General features: G+C 68.9%; 13 protein-coding genes. 7 read left to right on the forward strand and 6 right to left on the reverse strand.

Features of this window, described 5'->3' with window-relative positions; translation table 11 throughout:
• Positions 1-543: 543 nt before the first annotated feature.
• On the reverse strand, positions 544-1,146 hold the full coding sequence (locus V5F74_RS17240) for a c-type cytochrome (protein WP_051460542.1): 603 nt from the start codon (positions 1,144-1,146) through the stop codon (positions 544-546).
• Positions 1,147-1,374: 228 nt separating this feature from the next.
• On the opposite strand from V5F74_RS17240, the gene V5F74_RS17245 reads away from it, so the two are divergent.
• Together V5F74_RS17245 and V5F74_RS17250 are read left to right on the forward strand one after the other, a co-directional pair.
• Complete coding sequence (locus V5F74_RS17245) at positions 1,375-2,160, forward strand: 3-deoxy-manno-octulosonate cytidylyltransferase (protein WP_394009438.1); 786 nt, start codon at positions 1,375-1,377, stop codon at positions 2,158-2,160.
• 8 nt (positions 2,161-2,168) lie between these two features.
• The gene (locus tag V5F74_RS17250) at positions 2,169-3,029 is read left to right on the forward strand and encodes a prephenate dehydratase (RefSeq protein ID WP_394009440.1); all 861 of its coding nucleotides are present in this window, start codon (positions 2,169-2,171) and stop codon (positions 3,027-3,029) included.
• A gap of 77 nt (positions 3,030-3,106) precedes the next feature.
• Here the strand turns inward: V5F74_RS17250 and V5F74_RS17255 are convergent, their stop codons facing one another.
• From V5F74_RS17255 to V5F74_RS17265, 3 genes are all read right to left on the reverse strand, one after another.
• Entirely contained in the window at positions 3,107-4,912 is a 1,806-nt protein-coding gene (locus V5F74_RS17255) for a solute carrier family 23 protein (RefSeq protein ID WP_394009442.1), read from the reverse strand.
• Complete coding sequence (gene nudC / locus V5F74_RS17260) at positions 4,905-5,843, reverse strand: NAD(+) diphosphatase (RefSeq protein ID WP_374252535.1); 939 nt, start codon at positions 5,841-5,843, stop codon at positions 4,905-4,907. Before nudC ends, V5F74_RS17255 begins: the two co-directional genes overlap by 8 nt.
• Before the next feature lie 75 nt (positions 5,844-5,918).
• On the reverse strand, positions 5,919-6,359 hold the full coding sequence (locus V5F74_RS17265) for an HIT family protein (RefSeq protein WP_394009444.1): 441 nt from the start codon (positions 6,357-6,359) through the stop codon (positions 5,919-5,921).
• A gap of 308 nt (positions 6,360-6,667) precedes the next feature.
• Here V5F74_RS17265 and V5F74_RS17270 point away from each other — a divergent pair, with 308 nt between their 5' ends.
• From V5F74_RS17270 to V5F74_RS17290, 5 genes are all read left to right on the forward strand, one after another.
• On the forward strand, positions 6,668-7,927 hold the full coding sequence (locus V5F74_RS17270) for an aspartate kinase (protein ID WP_029556954.1): 1,260 nt from the start codon (positions 6,668-6,670) through the stop codon (positions 7,925-7,927).
• 95 nt (positions 7,928-8,022) lie between these two features.
• A complete protein-coding gene (gene ptsP / locus V5F74_RS17275) occupies positions 8,023-10,290 on the forward strand; it encodes a phosphoenolpyruvate--protein phosphotransferase (RefSeq protein WP_394009447.1) in 2,268 nt (755 codons plus the stop codon).
• 79 nt (positions 10,291-10,369) lie between these two features.
• Positions 10,370-11,452 (forward strand): peptide chain release factor 1, encoded by a 1,083-nt coding sequence (prfA, locus tag V5F74_RS17280; protein WP_394009449.1) that lies wholly within the window; start codon positions 10,370-10,372, stop codon positions 11,450-11,452.
• A 3-nt stretch (positions 11,453-11,455) separates the two neighbouring features.
• On the forward strand, positions 11,456-12,394 hold the full coding sequence (gene prmC / locus V5F74_RS17285) for a peptide chain release factor N(5)-glutamine methyltransferase (protein ID WP_394009451.1): 939 nt from the start codon (positions 11,456-11,458) through the stop codon (positions 12,392-12,394).
• Positions 12,395-12,986: 592 nt separating this feature from the next.
• Positions 12,987-14,153: a DUF4167 domain-containing protein gene (locus V5F74_RS17290; protein WP_394009452.1), complete on the forward strand. Its 1,167-nt coding sequence runs from the start codon at positions 12,987-12,989 to the stop codon at positions 14,151-14,153.
• 80 nt (positions 14,154-14,233) lie between these two features.
• On the opposite strand, the gene cynS is transcribed toward V5F74_RS17290, so the two are convergent.
• Positions 14,234-14,722, reverse strand: coding sequence for a cyanase (gene cynS / locus V5F74_RS17295; RefSeq protein WP_051678988.1), 489 nt, complete (start codon positions 14,720-14,722; stop codon positions 14,234-14,236).
• 38 nt (positions 14,723-14,760) lie between these two features.
• On the reverse strand, positions 14,761-15,696 hold the full coding sequence (locus V5F74_RS17300; RefSeq protein WP_038193013.1) for an ABC transporter ATP-binding protein: 936 nt from the start codon (positions 15,694-15,696) through the stop codon (positions 14,761-14,763).
• Between the last annotated feature and the right edge of the window lies 1 nt (position 15,697).

The raw sequence follows: 15,697 nt of genomic DNA on the forward strand, positions 1-15,697 counted from the left end.
GGGGCATGGCGCTGCCCGGGCGGGGTGGCGCGGGCCGCGACGCTGCGGAAGCCTTGAGGCGACAGGATCAGCGGGCTGGGTGAGCGCGGCGGCGCGCAAGGCTGCCGGCGCGAGCGGGATGACAATGGCGTGAAACGGCACGGGGGCGGCGCAGGCTGGTGGCTTCCCCATTCACCACCGTCATCGCCCGGCTCGTCCGGGCGATCCACGGTAGGGCCGGGTCGCGCCCTCGATCATCGCGCAAGTGGAACAGTGGATCGCCCGGACGAGCCGGGCGATGACAAAGGGACAATCCGGAGCGGACAACCTGCGGTGAGACGAGCGCATCGCCTTCTCCTGACCGTCAGAACGCCCTCTTCCGCAGAGGGAGAGGGGAGGTCGGACGATGACGACAGGAGGCAACAGCGCCGAGCCGCCGAACGCGGCGCGTCTTTCGGCGGCTTGCCGCCCCAAAAGAAAAAGCCCTCCCCCGCGGGCGGGAGAGGACTTCATTCGTCAGAGCAGGATCAGGCCGGAGCGGACGCCCCGAGCCCAGCCATCAGATCACTTGTGCCCGGCGGGCGCCGCAGCGGGGGCGGCGGCAGGAGCCGCTGCCGGGGCCGCAGCCGCTGCGGTGGGCAGGGGCTTGGGATCGTGGGACAGCGAGTTCAGATAGGCGATCAGGTCCGCGCGCTCGGCTTCCTTGCCGATGCCGGCGAAGGCCATGGCGGTGCCGGGCACGGCGGCCTTGGGATTGGTGAGGAAGGTGTTGAGCGCCAGAGGCGTCCAGTCGCCGCCTTTGGCCTTCATGGCCGCGGAATAGGCAAAGCCCGAGGTGGAGGCCACCGCGCGGCCGACCACGCCGTAGAGGTCCGGGCCGACCTTGGGGCCGGCACCTTCCTGGAAATTATGGCAGGCGGCGCACTTCTTGGCCGCGGCCGCACCCTTCTCGATGGAAGCGGTGGCGAAGAGCTGCTCGATCGGAACCTCGGCCGCCGCCTTGGGCGCACCGGCGGCAGCTGCGCCTTCCTGCACCGCGATCTCGAAGCCGGGCTTGGCCGGCGCCTCGGGGGTGAACAGGATTTCGGACACGATCCCGAGGCCGAGGGTCAGCGTGAGCGTGCCCAGAACTGCACCCGCGATCTTGTTCAATTCAAAACTGTCCATCGGCGCTACGCCCCTCGGAGGTCCTGTGTCCCACCGGGCGCTGCACCGAAACGGCGCGCTGCCCGGCCCCAAGCATGTCGATGAATGGCGCGCGGGGGAGCCCCACGAACCGTCGGCGACACTAAGCACTTTGAACCGGTCGAAGCAACCCGTATAAGGCGCGCCCCAATGCCACTCCCCGCGTCTGTCCCGGAGCGGCCTTCCGGACCCCGCCGAGGACCCCCGCCCATGCCGGCCGACACCCCTTCCCCCGCCCCAGCCCCCACCGGGCATCCGGCCGGGCGCGTGCTCGTGCTCATCCCCGCCCGCATGGCCGCGACGCGCCTGCCCGGCAAGCCGCTCGCCGACGTGGGCGGCCGCCCCATGATCGTCGAGGTGGCGCGGCGCGCGGTCGCAGCCGGCATCGGCCGGGTGGCGGTCGCCACCGACGCCCCCGAGATCGCCGCCGCCGTGACTGCCGCCGGCCTCGAGGCGGTGATGACGCGGGCCGACCACCCCTCCGGCTCGGATCGCATTTTCGAGGCGCTCACCGCCCTCGATCCGGCGGGCGAGGTGGAGATCGTGGTCAATGTGCAGGGCGACCTGCCGACGATTCTACCGAACACCATCCGAACGGCACTGATTCCCCTACTGGCAACCTCGGCTGACATCGCGACATTGGCCGCCGAAATCACCCTGGCCGAAGAGCGCACCGACCCCAACGTGGTCAAGGTGGTGGGCTCGCCGCTGGCGCCGGGACTGCTGCGCGCGCTCTATTTCACCCGCGCCACCGCCCCCTTCGGGGAGGGGCCATTATACCACCACATCGGTCTCTACGCCTATCGCCGGGCGGCCCTGGAACGCTTCGTCTCCCTGCCGCCCTCCCCCCTGGAGAGACGAGAAAAACTCGAACAATTGCGGGCACTTGAAGCCGGCATGCGGATCGACGTGGCGGTGGTTGACGCGGTGCCGCTGGGGGTCGATACCCCGTCCCATCTGGAAAGGGCACGGGCCCTTCTCGCGCAGGAAAAATGAGCATGCCCATGAGCCGACGTATCACGTTCCAGGGCGAGCCCGGCGCCAACTCCCACATCGCCTGCCGCGAGGTCTTCCCCGACTTCGAAGCCGTCCCCTGCCCCACCTTCGAGGACGCGTTCGCCGCCGTGGAGAACGGAGCGGCGGCTTACGCTATGATTCCAATAGAGAATTCGGTGGCGGGCCGGGTCGCGGACATCCATCATCTGATGCCGCAGTCGAGCCTTTCCATCGTCGGCGAGTACTTCTTGCCCCTCTCCCACCAGCTCATGGCGGTGAAGGGCGCGACCCTCTCCACGCTGAAGACCGTGCAGAGCCACGTGATGGCGCTCGGCCAGTGCCGCAAGGCCATCCGCACCCTTTCCCTCACGCCGATTATCGGTGCAGATACAGCGGGTTCCGCCCGGGAGATCGCCGAGGCGGGCGACGTGACCCGCGCCGCCATAGCCTCCCGCCTGGCGGCGGACATCTACGGCCTCGAAATCCTCGCCGAGAACATCGAGGACGAGGCCCACAACACCACCCGCTTCATCATCCTCACCCGTGGCGCCGACTGGGCTCCGGCGGGGCGCGGGCCGGTCATCACCACCTTCGTCTTCCGGGTGCGGAACGTGCCGGCGGCGCTCTACAAGGCCATGGGGGGCTTTGCCACCAACGGGGTGAACATGACCAAGCTGGAGTCCTACCAGCTTGATGGCCAGTTCACCGCCACCCAGTTCTATGCCGACGTGGAAGGCCATCCGGACGACCGGTCCGTGAAGCTGGCGCTGGAAGAATTGGCCTTCTTTTCCAGAGAGATGCGCATCCTGGGCGTCTATCCCGCGCATCCCTACCGGGCGCGATTCGGGGACTCAGATCCGGCGATCTGAGCCTCGCCCGGAAGCCCGCGCGGCGCCTGAGCGAAGGCAAAACCCCAGCCCGAGCGGCGCCTGAGCGAAGGCAACGCCTAATGATCGAACCGCACCATGATGCGGGCGCGACCGCCGGTGCGGCCGAAGCTCACGTGGTCGGACAGATGGGTGAGCATATAGGCCGCGAAGGAAGCCTGCTCCTGGGCGTCGCCCAGAAGCGCCTCCGGTGAGGGCCGCTCCTTCGGGGCCTCCATGACGATACCGTCATAGACGACCGAGACATCAAGGTGGCTTTCGTCGAACCGCGCGCGCAGCTCGATGGGACCTTCGGCGATGCCGCTGTCGGCCACCAGCTCCAGCGCCTGGGCCACCGTGGGGATGGCGGCGGCGATCACATCGCGCCGGGCACCCCAGTTATCGCCCTGATTTTCAAGGAAATCCCGCACGAAGGGGAAGGCGTGCGCGCCCTCCGGCACTTCCTCCACCGCCTCCTGCGCGATGCCGATGCGGAACAGCAGGTTGAGCAGAATGGCGCTCAGCGCCCCGACCGTCAGCGGCGTCGAGAACAAGGGTTGCAGCATCAGCGGAAGCTGGCGGGTGATGGGCAAAAGCGCCACCGAAAGCCCGGCCAGCACCGAGAGCCCGACCACGAACACCCGCCGCTCGCTAAGGCGGCGGGAGGTCACGAGGTCCATGCCCGCCACCACCAGATAGGCCGAGGTGTAGAGCAGGATGCCGCCGATCACCGGCGAGGGAATGAGGGTGAGCGCCACGATCGCCTTGGGCACGAAGGCGATGGCGAAGATCATGATGCCGGCGGTGAAGCCGATGACGCGCGCCGTGGACTGGGTGGCGAAGGCGAGGCCGACTGAGGAAGACGAGAGCCCCGACTGGAAGCCCGAGGTGAGCCCGTTCAGGATGTTGCCGATGCCGCAGGCCGTCACCGCCCGTTGCGCCGCCGGCATGTGGGCGCGGCGCCAGTCGGCATCGTTCATCTTTTCCAGCGACACGGTGACGGAGAGCACGTCCACGAGGTTCATCACTACGAGCAACGCCATCAGCGGAAACAGCGCCGGGGCGAACTGGAAGGACGGCAGCGTCAGCGTCGGCAGGGCGAGGAGCGGCGCCGCGGCAATGGCTTCAGGCGCTTCGGGGCGCCCGGCCCCAAGCGAGAGGGCGACGATCCAGCCGATACTCGCCCCCGCGAACACCGCGAACAGCTTCAGCCGGCGCGGCGCGAACACGGTGATGGCGACGATGATGCCCACCGTCGCGAGGCTGGAGAGAACGGCATTCTCCTCCACCATGGGGCCATGGTCGAGCCCGAGCGCCCGCCTGAGCGCCGGGCTCGCGAGCGACACGCCGAGCATGCTCACCGCGACGCCGCAGACTTCCGGCGGCAGCAGCACGCGCAGCGGCCGCACCAGCCGGGCGATGAACAATTGCGCGATGCCGACGAGGAGCGTCGTCGTCGCCATCAGCCCCAGCCCGCCCAGCGCCAGCGCCTGCACCGCCAGCGGGATCGCTCCGGGCGCAGGGATGTGCACGGCGAGATAGCCCGAGCCGAAGCGGGTGCGCATGCACTGGATGATGGTGGCCACCCCGATGCTCATGGCGCAGGCCGAGACCATCGCCGAGATCTGGTCGGCGGGCAGCTTGGCCTCGGTGGCGGCGAGCACCGGGTAGATCAGGAAGGTCACGGCCAGCATGGCGTGCTGGGCGGCGAGCGGGATCAGCGCAGCGGGCGGCACATGGTCATCAAGCCCGTAGACAAGGGAGGGCGGCCGGCGCCCGGTCCGCGTGCCGCGGCGGGAATCAGGAAAGAAACGGTCGAGCAGATGCGTCAGACGGGCAAGGCGCGCCGGGCGTGGAGCACCATCGGGCGCCGCCGGTTCAAGCATGCCCGCCCTCGATGAAACTGCGGATCAGATGGTGCGCGATGGCGATGGGCGGCGGCACGAACAGCCCGTCGGGATGCGTGCGGGTGAGCATCAGCGTCACCTCATCCCGGCCGAACCAGCGGGCATCCTCCAGTTCGTTGCGGTCGATGACGAGGTCCTCGCTCGTCGCCTGCGCGATACATCCGATCATCAGCGACATGGGAAAGGGCCACGGCTGGGTCGCGAAGTAGCGAACCTCCCCCGTCCGGACGCCCGCCTCCTCCAAAGTCTCGCGGCGCACGGCGTCCTCGATGGTCTCGCCGGGTTCCACGAAGCCGGCGAGGGTCGACCACATGCCGGGGGCGAAATGGGGCTGCCGGCCGAGCAGGCAGCGGTCGCCGCGGGCAGTGAGCATGATGACGACAGGATCGGTGCGCGGGAAATGCTGGGCGCCGCAGGAGGGGCAATCCCGCCGCCAGCCGGCATCCACGATGCGCGAGGCGGCGCCGCAATTGGCGCAGAAGCCGTGCCGCGTATGCCAGGCGCGCAACGCCTTGCCGCAGGCGACGGGCCCGAGGTGATGCGGTGCGATCAGGCCGCTGACGGCGATGGTGCGCAGGTCGGGGACCGTGAGCCCCTCGCCCTCCAGCGCCTCCCTCAGGGCAGGATCGAACCCCTTGGCGAAGCGCGGCGCGCCGTCGCTCTCGATGCCCAGAAACAGGGGCTCGCCGCGCCCGCGCGCCTCGGCTTCCGCCCGGTCGAAAAGGGGATCGAAGACCGGCCCCGCGCCTTTCAGCGCGACCAGTTCCCCGCCGAGAAGGTAGAAGCGGGCGGCCGGATGATCGAGGAGATCGGCGGCGCCGGCACGCAGGTGGCAGGCGCGGTCAAGCGGGCTGTCCACATAACCAAGGGTAGGCCAGACGCCGAGATCGGGGCGGGAAATAAAGGACATGGACCAGACGACCCCGGCAGGCGGCAGGCTGCGAATTGATGGCGACCGTCGCACGCAGCCGGAGCCGAGGCAAGGCTATCCCACCGGCAAGGCTGGGCTGTGCACATTGAGCCGCCCGCGCAGGGCATCGAGGCGGGATCGGCGCTCCGGATCGCCCATCGGCTCGCGGGTGCCGGCACCGAATACCACGCCCGGCCAGGCCGCGTCGCCGGGATTGCGGGCGATGATATGCACGTGGAGTTGAGGTACCATGTTGCCCAGCGCCGCGATGTTCAGCTTGGCGCAGCCCGTAATGTCCTTCAGCGCCCGCGAGACGAGGGCGGCCTCCTCCATGAGCGTCAGGCGGTCGTCGGCGTCGAGGTCGAAAACCTCGGACATGGCCGCCCGGCGTGGCGTGAGGGAAACCCAGAAGAAGCGCCGGTCCTCCACCAGCCGCACATGACACAACGGCAGGTCCCCCACGGCCGGTCCGTCCGCGGCGAGGCGGGGGTCGAGCGCGAAGGCATCTTCGGTCATGGGCGGGGCTCCGGTGGGACAGACGGTTGATGCCTGTGCCCTCCCCGCGCCGCAAGCAGGTTTTCCGGCTTTGCGCAGAGCGGTTGCCCCGGCCCGCCGTAGCCGCTATGGAGGCGCCCCAACAGCTGCGCGACCTCGAAAACCCCGCGCGCAAGGACTTAAGGGATGTTCCGCTCGGCCACCTCCGCACCCCAGGCATCGCGTGCCCGGCTCAGCCGGCGAAAATGATGCGGAGCTGAAGCCGGCCGCCGTGATCGGCGCCGCACGCGTGCAACCCCAAGGATATCTGGCGAAGAAAGGCACGAGCGATGGCTCGGCTTGTCATGAAGTTCGGCGGCACATCGGTCGCCAATATCGAGCGCATCCGCAACGTGGCGCGCCACGTCAAGCGCGAGGTGGAGGCCGGCTACAAGGTGGCCGTCGTGGTCTCCGCCATGTCCGGCAAGACCAACGAACTGGTCGCTTGGTGCAAGGATGCCTCCTCGCTCTACGACGCGCGCGAATATGACGCGGTGGTGGCCTCCGGCGAGCAGGTGACCAGCGGCCTGCTGGCCATCGCGCTGCAGGAAATGGGCGTTTCCGCCCGGTCCTGGCAGGGGTGGCAGATCCCGATCTCCACCGACGATGCGCACGGCTCCGCCCGCATCATGGACATCGACGCCGACCGTCTGGCCACCTCCATCGAGGGCGACGAGGTGGCGGTGATCGCCGGCTTCCAGGGCATCCACCTGCCCACGGGGCGGATCACGACGCTCGGCCGCGGCGGCTCGGACACCTCGGCGGTGGCGGTGGCCGCGGCATTGAAGGCCGAGCGGTGCGACATCTATACCGACGTGGACGGCGTCTACACGACCGACCCGCGCGTGGTGCCCAAGGCCCGCCGCCTCGACCGCATTGCCTTCGAGGAAATGCTGGAAATGGCCTCGCTCGGCGCGAAGGTGCTGCAGGTGCGCTCGGTGGAGCTCGCCATGGTGCATAATGTGCGCACCTTTGTGCGCTCGAGCCTTGTGGACCCCGACGCGCCGGAGATGCGCGAGGTCGAGAAGGCCGGAACGCTCATCTGCGACGAGGAGGAAATCGTGGCAAGCCAGATGGAATCGCAGGTGGTCACGGGCATCGCCTTCTCCAAGGACGAGGCCCAGGTCTCCATCCGTCGCGTCGCCGACAAGCCCGGCATCGCCGCCGCCGTGTTCGGTCCGCTGGCGGACGCGCACATCAATGTGGACATGATCGTCCAGAACGTGTCCGCGGACGGCTATACCGACATCACCTTCACCGTCCCCACGGCCGATTTCGAGCGCGCCAAGGCGGTGATCGAGCGGGCCCGCGATTCCATCGCCTTCCAGGCGATCGAAGGCGCCGGGGACGTGACGAAGGTGTCGGTCATCGGCATCGGCATGCGCTCCCACGCCGGCGTCGCCGCCAAGGCGTTCGAGGCGCTGGCGGGCCGTGGTATCAACATCCGCGCCATCACCACGTCGGAGATCAAGATCTCCTTCCTGATAGATGCGGCCTATACCGAACTTGCGGTCCGGACTCTCCATTCGCTATACGGGCTGGACAGCTGAGGGCGGAACCGTTGACGGTAGCCCTGCGGGGGCGCGCCATCCGTTGGATAGCCTCGCGGGGTTACTGAACCCGCTCATTTTTAAGGATGCGGCCGATGCGTGGCGCGCTCGGCGGTCCGCGCGTGCTGCTCCGGCGTCTCCGTGAGGTGATGGCGGAGCCGGTCAGCGCGCAGGACCGCCTCGACAAGATCGTTGTGCTGATCGCCGCCAACATGGTGGCGGAAGTCTGCTCGGTCTACGTGCTGCGCGTCGATCAGACCCTTGAGCTGTACGCTACGGAAGGCCTGAACCGGGATGCGGTTCATCTGACCGTCATGAGCGTGGATGAGGGCCTCGTCGGCCATGTGGCGCGCGAGGCCGAATCGCTCGCCTTGCTGGACGCCCAGTCCCACCCCGAATTCTCCTACCGTCCGGAGACGGGCGAAGAGATCTACAACTCCTTCCTCGGCGTGCCGATCCTGCGCGGCGGCAACACGCTGGGCGTTCTGGTGGTGCAGAACCGCGCCCGGCGCACCTATACGGAAGAGGAGATCGAGGCCCTTCAGACCACCGCCATGGTGCTGGCGGAGATGATCGCCTCGGGCGAACTGACGGCGCTGGCCAAGCCGGGCGCCGAACCCGCCGTGCGCCGGCCGCTGCATCTCAAGGGCGTCGCCCTCGCCGACGGGCTTGGCCTTGGCCATGTGGTGCTGCACGAGCCGCGCATCCGGGTGACCAACGTCATCGCCGACGACGTGGTGAAGGAAACCGCCCGCCTCGACGCCGCCATCGGCAAGCTGCGCCACTCCATCGACCTGATGCTGGAGGACGACGGCCTCTCCAAGGCCGGCGAACATCGCGACATCCTCGAAGCCTACCGCATGTTCGCCCACGACCGGGGCTGGATGCACAAGATGCGCGAGGCCGTCCTCTCCGGCCTCACCGCCGAGGGCGCAGTGGAGCGGGTGCAGTCGGATACCCGCGCCCGCATGATGCGCGCCTCCGACCCCTATCTGCGCGAGCGCCTGCACGACCTCGACGACCTCGCCAACCGGCTCCTGCGCGAGCTGACCGGACGGTCCCGCGGCATGGAGCGGGAAGCGCTGCCCGAAAACGCCATCCTCGTCGCCCGCAACATGAGCCCGGCGGCGCTGCTGGATTACGATCGCACCAGCATTCGCGGCCTCGTGCTGGAGGAAGGCGGAACCACCAGCCACGTCACCATCGTCGCCCGCGCCCTCGGCATCGCCGCCGTGGGTCAGGTGGAGAATGCCGCCGGCCTCGCCGACCAGGGCGATCCGGTCATCGTCGACGGCCAGAACGGCGAGGTCCATCTACGCCCGCCCGGCGACGTCGAGGAGGCCTATGCCGAGAAGGTGCGCTTCCGCGCCCGCCGGCAGGCCCAGTATGCCGCGCTCCGCACCCGCCCCTCCGTGACGAAGGACGGCGTGCATGTGGACCTGAACCTCAATGCCGGCCTGCTGGTGGACCTTCCCCACATCGCCGAGACCGGCGCGGCGGGCATCGGCCTGTTCCGCACCGAGCTTCAGTTCATGATCGCGTCGGCCTTCCCGCGCATCTCCGAACAGCTGAAGCTCTACCGCGCCGTGCTGGACGCCGCAGGCGACCGCCCGGTCACCTTCCGCACCCTCGATATCGGCGGCGACAAGGTGCTGCCCTACATGCGGACTGTGGAGGAGGAGAATCCGGCCCTCGGCTGGCGTGCCATCCGCCTCGGGCTGGACCGGCCGGGCCTGCTGCGCAGCCAGATGCGTGCCCTGCTGCGCGCCGGCGCGGGGCGGGAGCTGCGCGTGATGTTCCCCATGGTCGCCGCCGTGGATGAATTCGACCGGGCCCGGGCCATGGTGGAGCGGGAGCTGACTCACCTGCGCCGTCACGGCCACGCCCTGCCGGATCGGGTCCAGGTGGGCGCCATGGTGGAAGTGCCGTCCCTGCTCTTCCAGCTGGACGAGATCCTGTCGCGCGCCGATTTCCTCTCGGTGGGCTCCAACGACCTCGTGCAGTTCCTCTATGCGGCCGACCGCGCCAACGTGCGGGTCGCCGACCGCTTCGATCCGCTCTCCCCCCCGGCCCTGCGGGCCTTCCGGCTGGTGGCGGAGGCGGGCCTCCGCCATGGCAAGCCCGTGACGTTGTGCGGCGAGCTGGCCTCCCGGCCGCTGGAGGCGGTGGCCCTCGCCGCCCTGGGCTACCGTTCCCTGTCGGTCTCCCCGGCGGCCATGGGGCCGGTCAAGGCGATGCTCCTTGAGACCGACGTCTCCGCCGCCCGCAAGGTGCTGCTGCCCTTGCTTGAGGACCGTACCGGCACTGCCGATCCACGGGCCGCGCTGACCAAGTTCGCGCGGGACTGCGGCCTGCCGCTCTAGCGGGCGCGCTGCCGCGCCTCTGCTCCTGCCCTTTTCTCTTGCCCCTTTTCCCCAAACCGTCCGGATCCGTCAGCCCCTTATGAGCACCCTGCCCCTCGCCAAACTCGACCAGCTGGTCGCCCGGCATGCCGAGATCGAGGCCGCCCTGTCGCATGGGGCGGAGGGGGAGGAGTTCGTCCGCCTCGGCCGTGAGTTCTCGGATCTCTCCCCCGTGGTGGAGCAGGTGCTGGCCCTGCGTGGCGCGGAACGCGACCTGGAGGGCGCCCGGGAGCTGCTCGCCGATTCGGCCGGCGACCCGGAGATGCGCACCTTGGCCGAGGCCGAGGTGGAGCGGCTGGATACGCGGATCGCCGAGCTGACCACCGCCGTGCGCCTCGCACTCCTGCCCAAGGACGCCATGGACGAGCGCGGCATCATTCTGGAGGTGCGCGCCGGCACGGGTGGCGACGAGGCGGCGCTGTTCGCGGGCGACCTCTACCGCATGTATACGCGCTACGCCGCTGACAAGGGCTGGAGCGTGGAGGTGCTGTCCGAGAGCGAGGGCACCATGGGCGGCTACAAGGAAATCGTCGCCGCCGTCCACGGCAAGGGCGCCTATGCCCGGCTGAAGTTCGAGAGCGGCGTCCACCGGGTCCAAAGGGTGCCGGCCACCGAGGCGGGCGGGCGCATCCATACCTCCGCCGCCACCGTCGCCGTCCTGCCGGAGGCGGAGGATGTGGACGTGGACATCAACGAATCCGACCTCCGGATCGACGTGTTCCGGGCCCAGGGCGCCGGCGGCCAGCATGTGAACAAGACCGAATCGGCGGTGCGCATCACCCACATCCCCACCAACACGGTGGTGGCGGTGCAGGACGAGCGCTCCCAGCATCGCAACAAGGCCCGCGCCATGGCGCTGCTGCGCTCCCGCCTGCTGGACGAGGAGCGCCAGCGCAAGGAGGCCGGCCGCGCCGCTGACCGCAAGGGACAGGTCGGCTCCGGCGACCGTTCCGAGCGCATCCGCACCTACAATTTCCCGCAGGGGCGCGTGACCGACCATCGCATCAACCTCACCCTCTACAAGCTAGAGGAGGTGATCGCCGGCACCGCGCTCGACGACATCATCGAACCGCTGCTGACCGAGCACCAGGCCGCCCTGCTCGCAGCCGCCGAGGAGGCCTGAGCCGTGCCCGGCCCCGGCGACACGCCCGCGGCCGACCTGACCATCGCCCAGTTGCGCCGGCTGATGACCGCGCGCCTCGCCGCCGGCGGCGTGGAGACGCCGGAGCTGGATGCACGGCTGCTGCTGGCCCATGCCCTCGGATGCCCGCCGGGCGAGCTTCTCAGCCACGGCGCCGCCCCCGCCGCGCCCGACATCCTCGCCGCCGCCGAAGCCGTCCTCGCCCGGCGGCTAGCCGGGGAGCCTGTGGCCCGCATCTTCGGCCACAAGGAGTTCTGGAGCCTCACTTTCCGCCTTTCACCGGACACGCTGGTGCCGCGACCGGACACGGAAACTTTGGTGGAGGCCGCACTGTCCCTTTTTCCCGATCGTGCCGCGCCGCTGCGCATCCTCGACCTCGGCGCGGGCACGGGCGCCATCCTCGCGGCCCTGCTTTCGGAGCGGCCGGCCGCAACGGGCATCGCCGTGGACCGCTCGGAAAACGCGGCCCGGACGGCCCGGGACAACCTCGAAGCGAACGACCTCGCCGACCGCGCGTCTGTTCTTGTCGCCGACTGGGGCACCGCACTTGCCGGCGGCTTCGACCTCGTCGTCTCCAACCCGCCCTACATCACCGAGGATGAGATGGCGGGACTTGCCGTCGACGTACGCCTCCACGATCCCCGGCTGGCGCTGGTTGCGGGGGCCGACGGGCTGACTGCCTATCGCATCATCGCCGCCGATCTGCCGCGCCTGCTGAAGCCCGGCGGTGCGGCTGTTCTCGAACTCGGCGCGGGGCAGGAACTCGCCGTCGCCGACCTCGTTCAAGCGGCAGGGCTGGGGCTTCTCGGCCCGGCGCGCGCCGACCTCGGAGGCATCCCGCGCGCCCTTTGCGCCCGGTGGCCCGGCGCCGCACACCCACCGGCCGATGAAAAAAGGCTTGGAACCTTTGAGGGAAATGGCTAGTGTCAGTCGCAGGAATCGAACCGGAGCATTGGTCCAGAGGGCTGATGCGGGCTTCCGAAATCTCAAACGGATGTTTCGGTCGCTGGGGATGCGAGAGCGTGGAGCGCGCGATGGCGCTGCTCATGCGAGCGTCCTGCGGTTGGATCGTTTCACGGTGCTGAATACGCGCGGCCCACGGAATGTCGGTGACATCTTAGGCGGTGGCATCTTGGGTGATGTCGTCTTCGGCGATGTCGTCTTGGGGTTGCGGCATCTCGTGTATTGGCGCCCGTGCTGGGGGGCACGGAACGGGGCTCGATGATCGGACTGATCCTGACTTCTTGACGACTTTCGCTTTGGTCCAGCGCGGACGCCGGCGCAGGCGGCTTCCGCGGATCTGACGGTCTTGTCCTGCGGACGGAGCAGCGTTCCACGGCACCCATTCCAATGGGGTGGAGTTCCGAAGGTTCGTTTCATGAGACGCGCGCCGCCGGTGCGGGAAGCCCGGCGGGATATGCGGATTGTACCGGCGCGATGCGGCCGGGCGCAGACGGCGGCGTGAACGCCGGGCGAGTAGAGATCGATCCATATGAGAAATGGTCAGCAGAAGCGCATGCGCGGCCGCAACAACAACCGGCGCAGCTCAAACCCTTTGACGCGGGTGTATGAGTCGAACGGCCCGGATGTGAAGGTGCGCGGGACAGCCCACCACATTGCGGAAAAGTATCAGCAGCTCGCCCGCGACGCCCAGTCCTCCGGCGACCACGTGGCGGCTGAGAACTATTTCCAGCATGCGGAACACTATCTTCGCCTCATCGCCTCGCTGCAGGGCCAGTTTGCCCCGGTGAACGGCTTCGGCCGCGACGAGGAAGGCGACGACGAGGACATGGACGACATGTCCTCCCTCGACGCGCCCCAGCCTTACGGCCGCAACGAGCAGCCCTATGGCCGCGGCGAGCAACCCTACCAGTCGCGCGAAAATCGGGATGATCGGGGTCCGCGCGAAGATCGCGGCCAACGCGAAGATCGGGGCTACCGGGATGACCGGGGTCAGCGGGATGATCGTGGTCAGCGGGATGACCGTGGCCAGCGCGACAATCGGCAGGGCAATTTCCGTCGCAATCGGGATGACGACGAGAGCTACCAGCCGCGCGAGGCCCGCGACAACCGCGAGAATCGGGACCCCCGCGAACAGCGCGAGCCCCGGGAGCAGCGCGAGCCCCGCGACCAGCGGGAACAACGGGACCCGCGGGAACAGCGCGAGCCGAGAGAACAGCGCGAGCCGCGCGAGTTCCGCCGCCGCAACCGCGACGACAATGGCGAAGGCTTCGTGCCCCGCGCGGCCCGCGCGCCCCGCAGCGACGATGGCGATCAGCCGCGTCCGCATCGCGCGCCGCGCAATGAGGAGGTCGAGCAGCCCCGTCCGCCCCGCGCCCCCCGCGTCGAGGAGCAGGATCTCGGCCTGCCGTCCTTCATCACCGGCGCACCGGCCGTTCCCAAGGAGCGCCCCGAGCCCAAGGCCGAGGTGAAGAGCGAGCCGAAGGCGGAGCCCCGCGAACCCAAGGCGGAGCCGAAGGCCGAACCGAAGGTCGTGGCCAAGGCGGAGAAGGCTGAGCCCAAGGCGGCTGCGGAAACGCCCCGCGAGGAGGGTGCAGAGGTCGCCGAGGGCGCAGACGCCCCGCGTCCGCGTCGCCGCCGCTTCCGCACCCGGGCCGGCGAGGGAGCCGAGGCTGCCGCAGAGGCCCCTGCGCCCGAGCAGCCGGCACTGTTCAACGAATAGGCCTGCATTCCTCGACCGAAACAAAAACCCCGCCGGTCACCCGGCGGGGTTTTTGTTTGGCCGCGCGGCGGAAGGCCGGCTCAGCTTTCCTTGAAACCGTAGTCGGGGATGCCCTGCTCGTTGCCGTAATATTTGTAGGGCAGGAATTTGCCGGACATGGTGATCTGCACCCGGTCGCCCTTGGGGTTCGGCTCGCGCACCATCTCCATGTTGAAGTCGATGGCGGACATGATGCCGTCGCCGAACTCCTCCTCGATCAGCGCCTTCCAGGCCGGGCCGTTGACCATCACCAGCTCGTAGAAGCGGTAGATCAGCGGATCGGTGGGCGGCATGGGCGTGCCAGCGCCGCGCATGGGCACCTCGTTCAGCATCCGCTCTTCCACCTCGGAAAGACCGAACAGCTCGGCGGCCTTCTTCGCCAGCGGCTTCACCAGCTTCATCTGGCCCAGCAGCGCGCCGACGACGAGCACCGGCGACATGCCGCCGATCTCGTCGCAGATGTATTTCCAGGTCCACCCCTTCTCGCGCTTGATGTCGAGAAGCTTCTCGGTCAGTTGCTCGCGCTTCATCTTCTTATGGTCTCCGCTTGAGTTCGGTCGAAGGTCCGTCAGTCCCGCGCATGGGCGACGGCGGGGAAGGGAATGGTATTGGCCGGCGCCGGCTCGGGCTTCGGCTGGCGGCCGAGACGCACCACGGGCGGGTGGCGGCGGTCGTAGCCAGCCGGCATCTCCGTCTTGAAGGTCCGGCTGCGGGAGACGAGGAAGTCCACCAGATGGTTGCGCACCGCGTAGTAATCCTCTTCGCGATGGATGCTGTCGCGGGCGCGCTCCATGGGCAGCGGGTTCTCGACCACCTCGGCGATCATCGCCTCCGGACCATTGGTCATCAGCACGATCTTGTCGGCGAGGTAGATGGCCTCGTCCACGTCGTGGGTAATCATGACGACGGTCTGGCCGGTGGACTTGCAGATGCGCCGCACCTCGTCCTGCAACGTGCCGCGGGTGAGCGCGTCGAGCGCGGAGAAGGGCTCGTCCATGAGCAGGATCTTCGGCTCGATGGAGAGCGCGCGGGCGATGCCCACGCGCTGGCGCATGCCGCCGGAGAGTTCGGCCGGTCGCTTCAGCTCGTTGCCCTTGAGGCCGACGAGATCGATGAAGCGGCGCGCCCGCGCCTCCACCTCCGCCCGACCCGCCTTGCGCCAGCGGGAAGAGACGGCATAGCCCACATTGCCGATGACGCTCTTCCAGGGGAGCAGCGCATGGCCCTGGAAGATCACCGCGCGGTCGAGGCTCGGGCCGGAAATGGCCTGCCCGTCCACCACCACCACGCCGTCCGAAGGCTCCTCAAGCCCGGCGAGGATATTGAGCACGCTCGTCTTGCCGCAGCCGGAATGGCCGATGATGCAGACGAACTCGCCCTGCGCCACGGGAAGCCAGAGATCCTCGAAGATGGTGGTGGAGCCGCCACCCGCCGCCGGATAGCGCCGGGCGATGCCCTCGATGGAGATGAATTTGGGATCGCTCTCGGTCCTGGGGTTCGCCATG

This window comes from Xanthobacter aminoxidans (assembly GCF_043193615.1).
In the GTDB taxonomy this organism is placed as follows: Bacteria; Pseudomonadota; Alphaproteobacteria; order Rhizobiales; family Xanthobacteraceae; genus Xanthobacter; species Xanthobacter aminoxidans.

What these genes read in the sequence shown, in the direction of transcription:
- V5F74_RS17240 (WP_051460542.1), bottom strand. Translation starts at nt 1,146, where the DNA reads ATGGACAGTTTTGAATTGAACAAGATCGCGGGTGCAGTTCTGGGCACG.
- V5F74_RS17245 (WP_394009438.1), top strand. Translation starts at nt 1,375, where the DNA reads ATGCCGGCCGACACCCCTTCCCCCGCCCCAGCCCCCACCGGGCATCCG.
- V5F74_RS17250 (WP_394009440.1), top strand. Translation starts at nt 2,169, where the DNA reads ATGAGCCGACGTATCACGTTCCAGGGCGAGCCCGGCGCCAACTCCCAC.
- V5F74_RS17255 (WP_394009442.1), bottom strand. Translation starts at nt 4,912, where the DNA reads ATGCTTGAACCGGCGGCGCCCGATGGTGCTCCACGCCCGGCGCGCCTT.
- nudC (WP_374252535.1), bottom strand. Translation starts at nt 5,843, where the DNA reads ATGTCCTTTATTTCCCGCCCCGATCTCGGCGTCTGGCCTACCCTTGGT.
- V5F74_RS17265 (WP_394009444.1), bottom strand. Translation starts at nt 6,359, where the DNA reads ATGACCGAAGATGCCTTCGCGCTCGACCCCCGCCTCGCCGCGGACGGA.
- V5F74_RS17270 (WP_029556954.1), top strand. Translation starts at nt 6,668, where the DNA reads ATGGCTCGGCTTGTCATGAAGTTCGGCGGCACATCGGTCGCCAATATC.
- ptsP (WP_394009447.1), top strand. Translation starts at nt 8,023, where the DNA reads ATGCGTGGCGCGCTCGGCGGTCCGCGCGTGCTGCTCCGGCGTCTCCGT.
- prfA (WP_394009449.1), top strand. Translation starts at nt 10,370, where the DNA reads ATGAGCACCCTGCCCCTCGCCAAACTCGACCAGCTGGTCGCCCGGCAT.
- V5F74_RS17290 (WP_394009452.1), top strand. Translation starts at nt 12,987, where the DNA reads ATGCGCGGCCGCAACAACAACCGGCGCAGCTCAAACCCTTTGACGCGG.
- cynS (WP_051678988.1), bottom strand. Translation starts at nt 14,722, where the DNA reads ATGAAGCGCGAGCAACTGACCGAGAAGCTTCTCGACATCAAGCGCGAG.
- V5F74_RS17300 (WP_038193013.1), bottom strand. Translation starts at nt 15,696, where the DNA reads ATGGCGAACCCCAGGACCGAGAGCGATCCCAAATTCATCTCCATCGAG.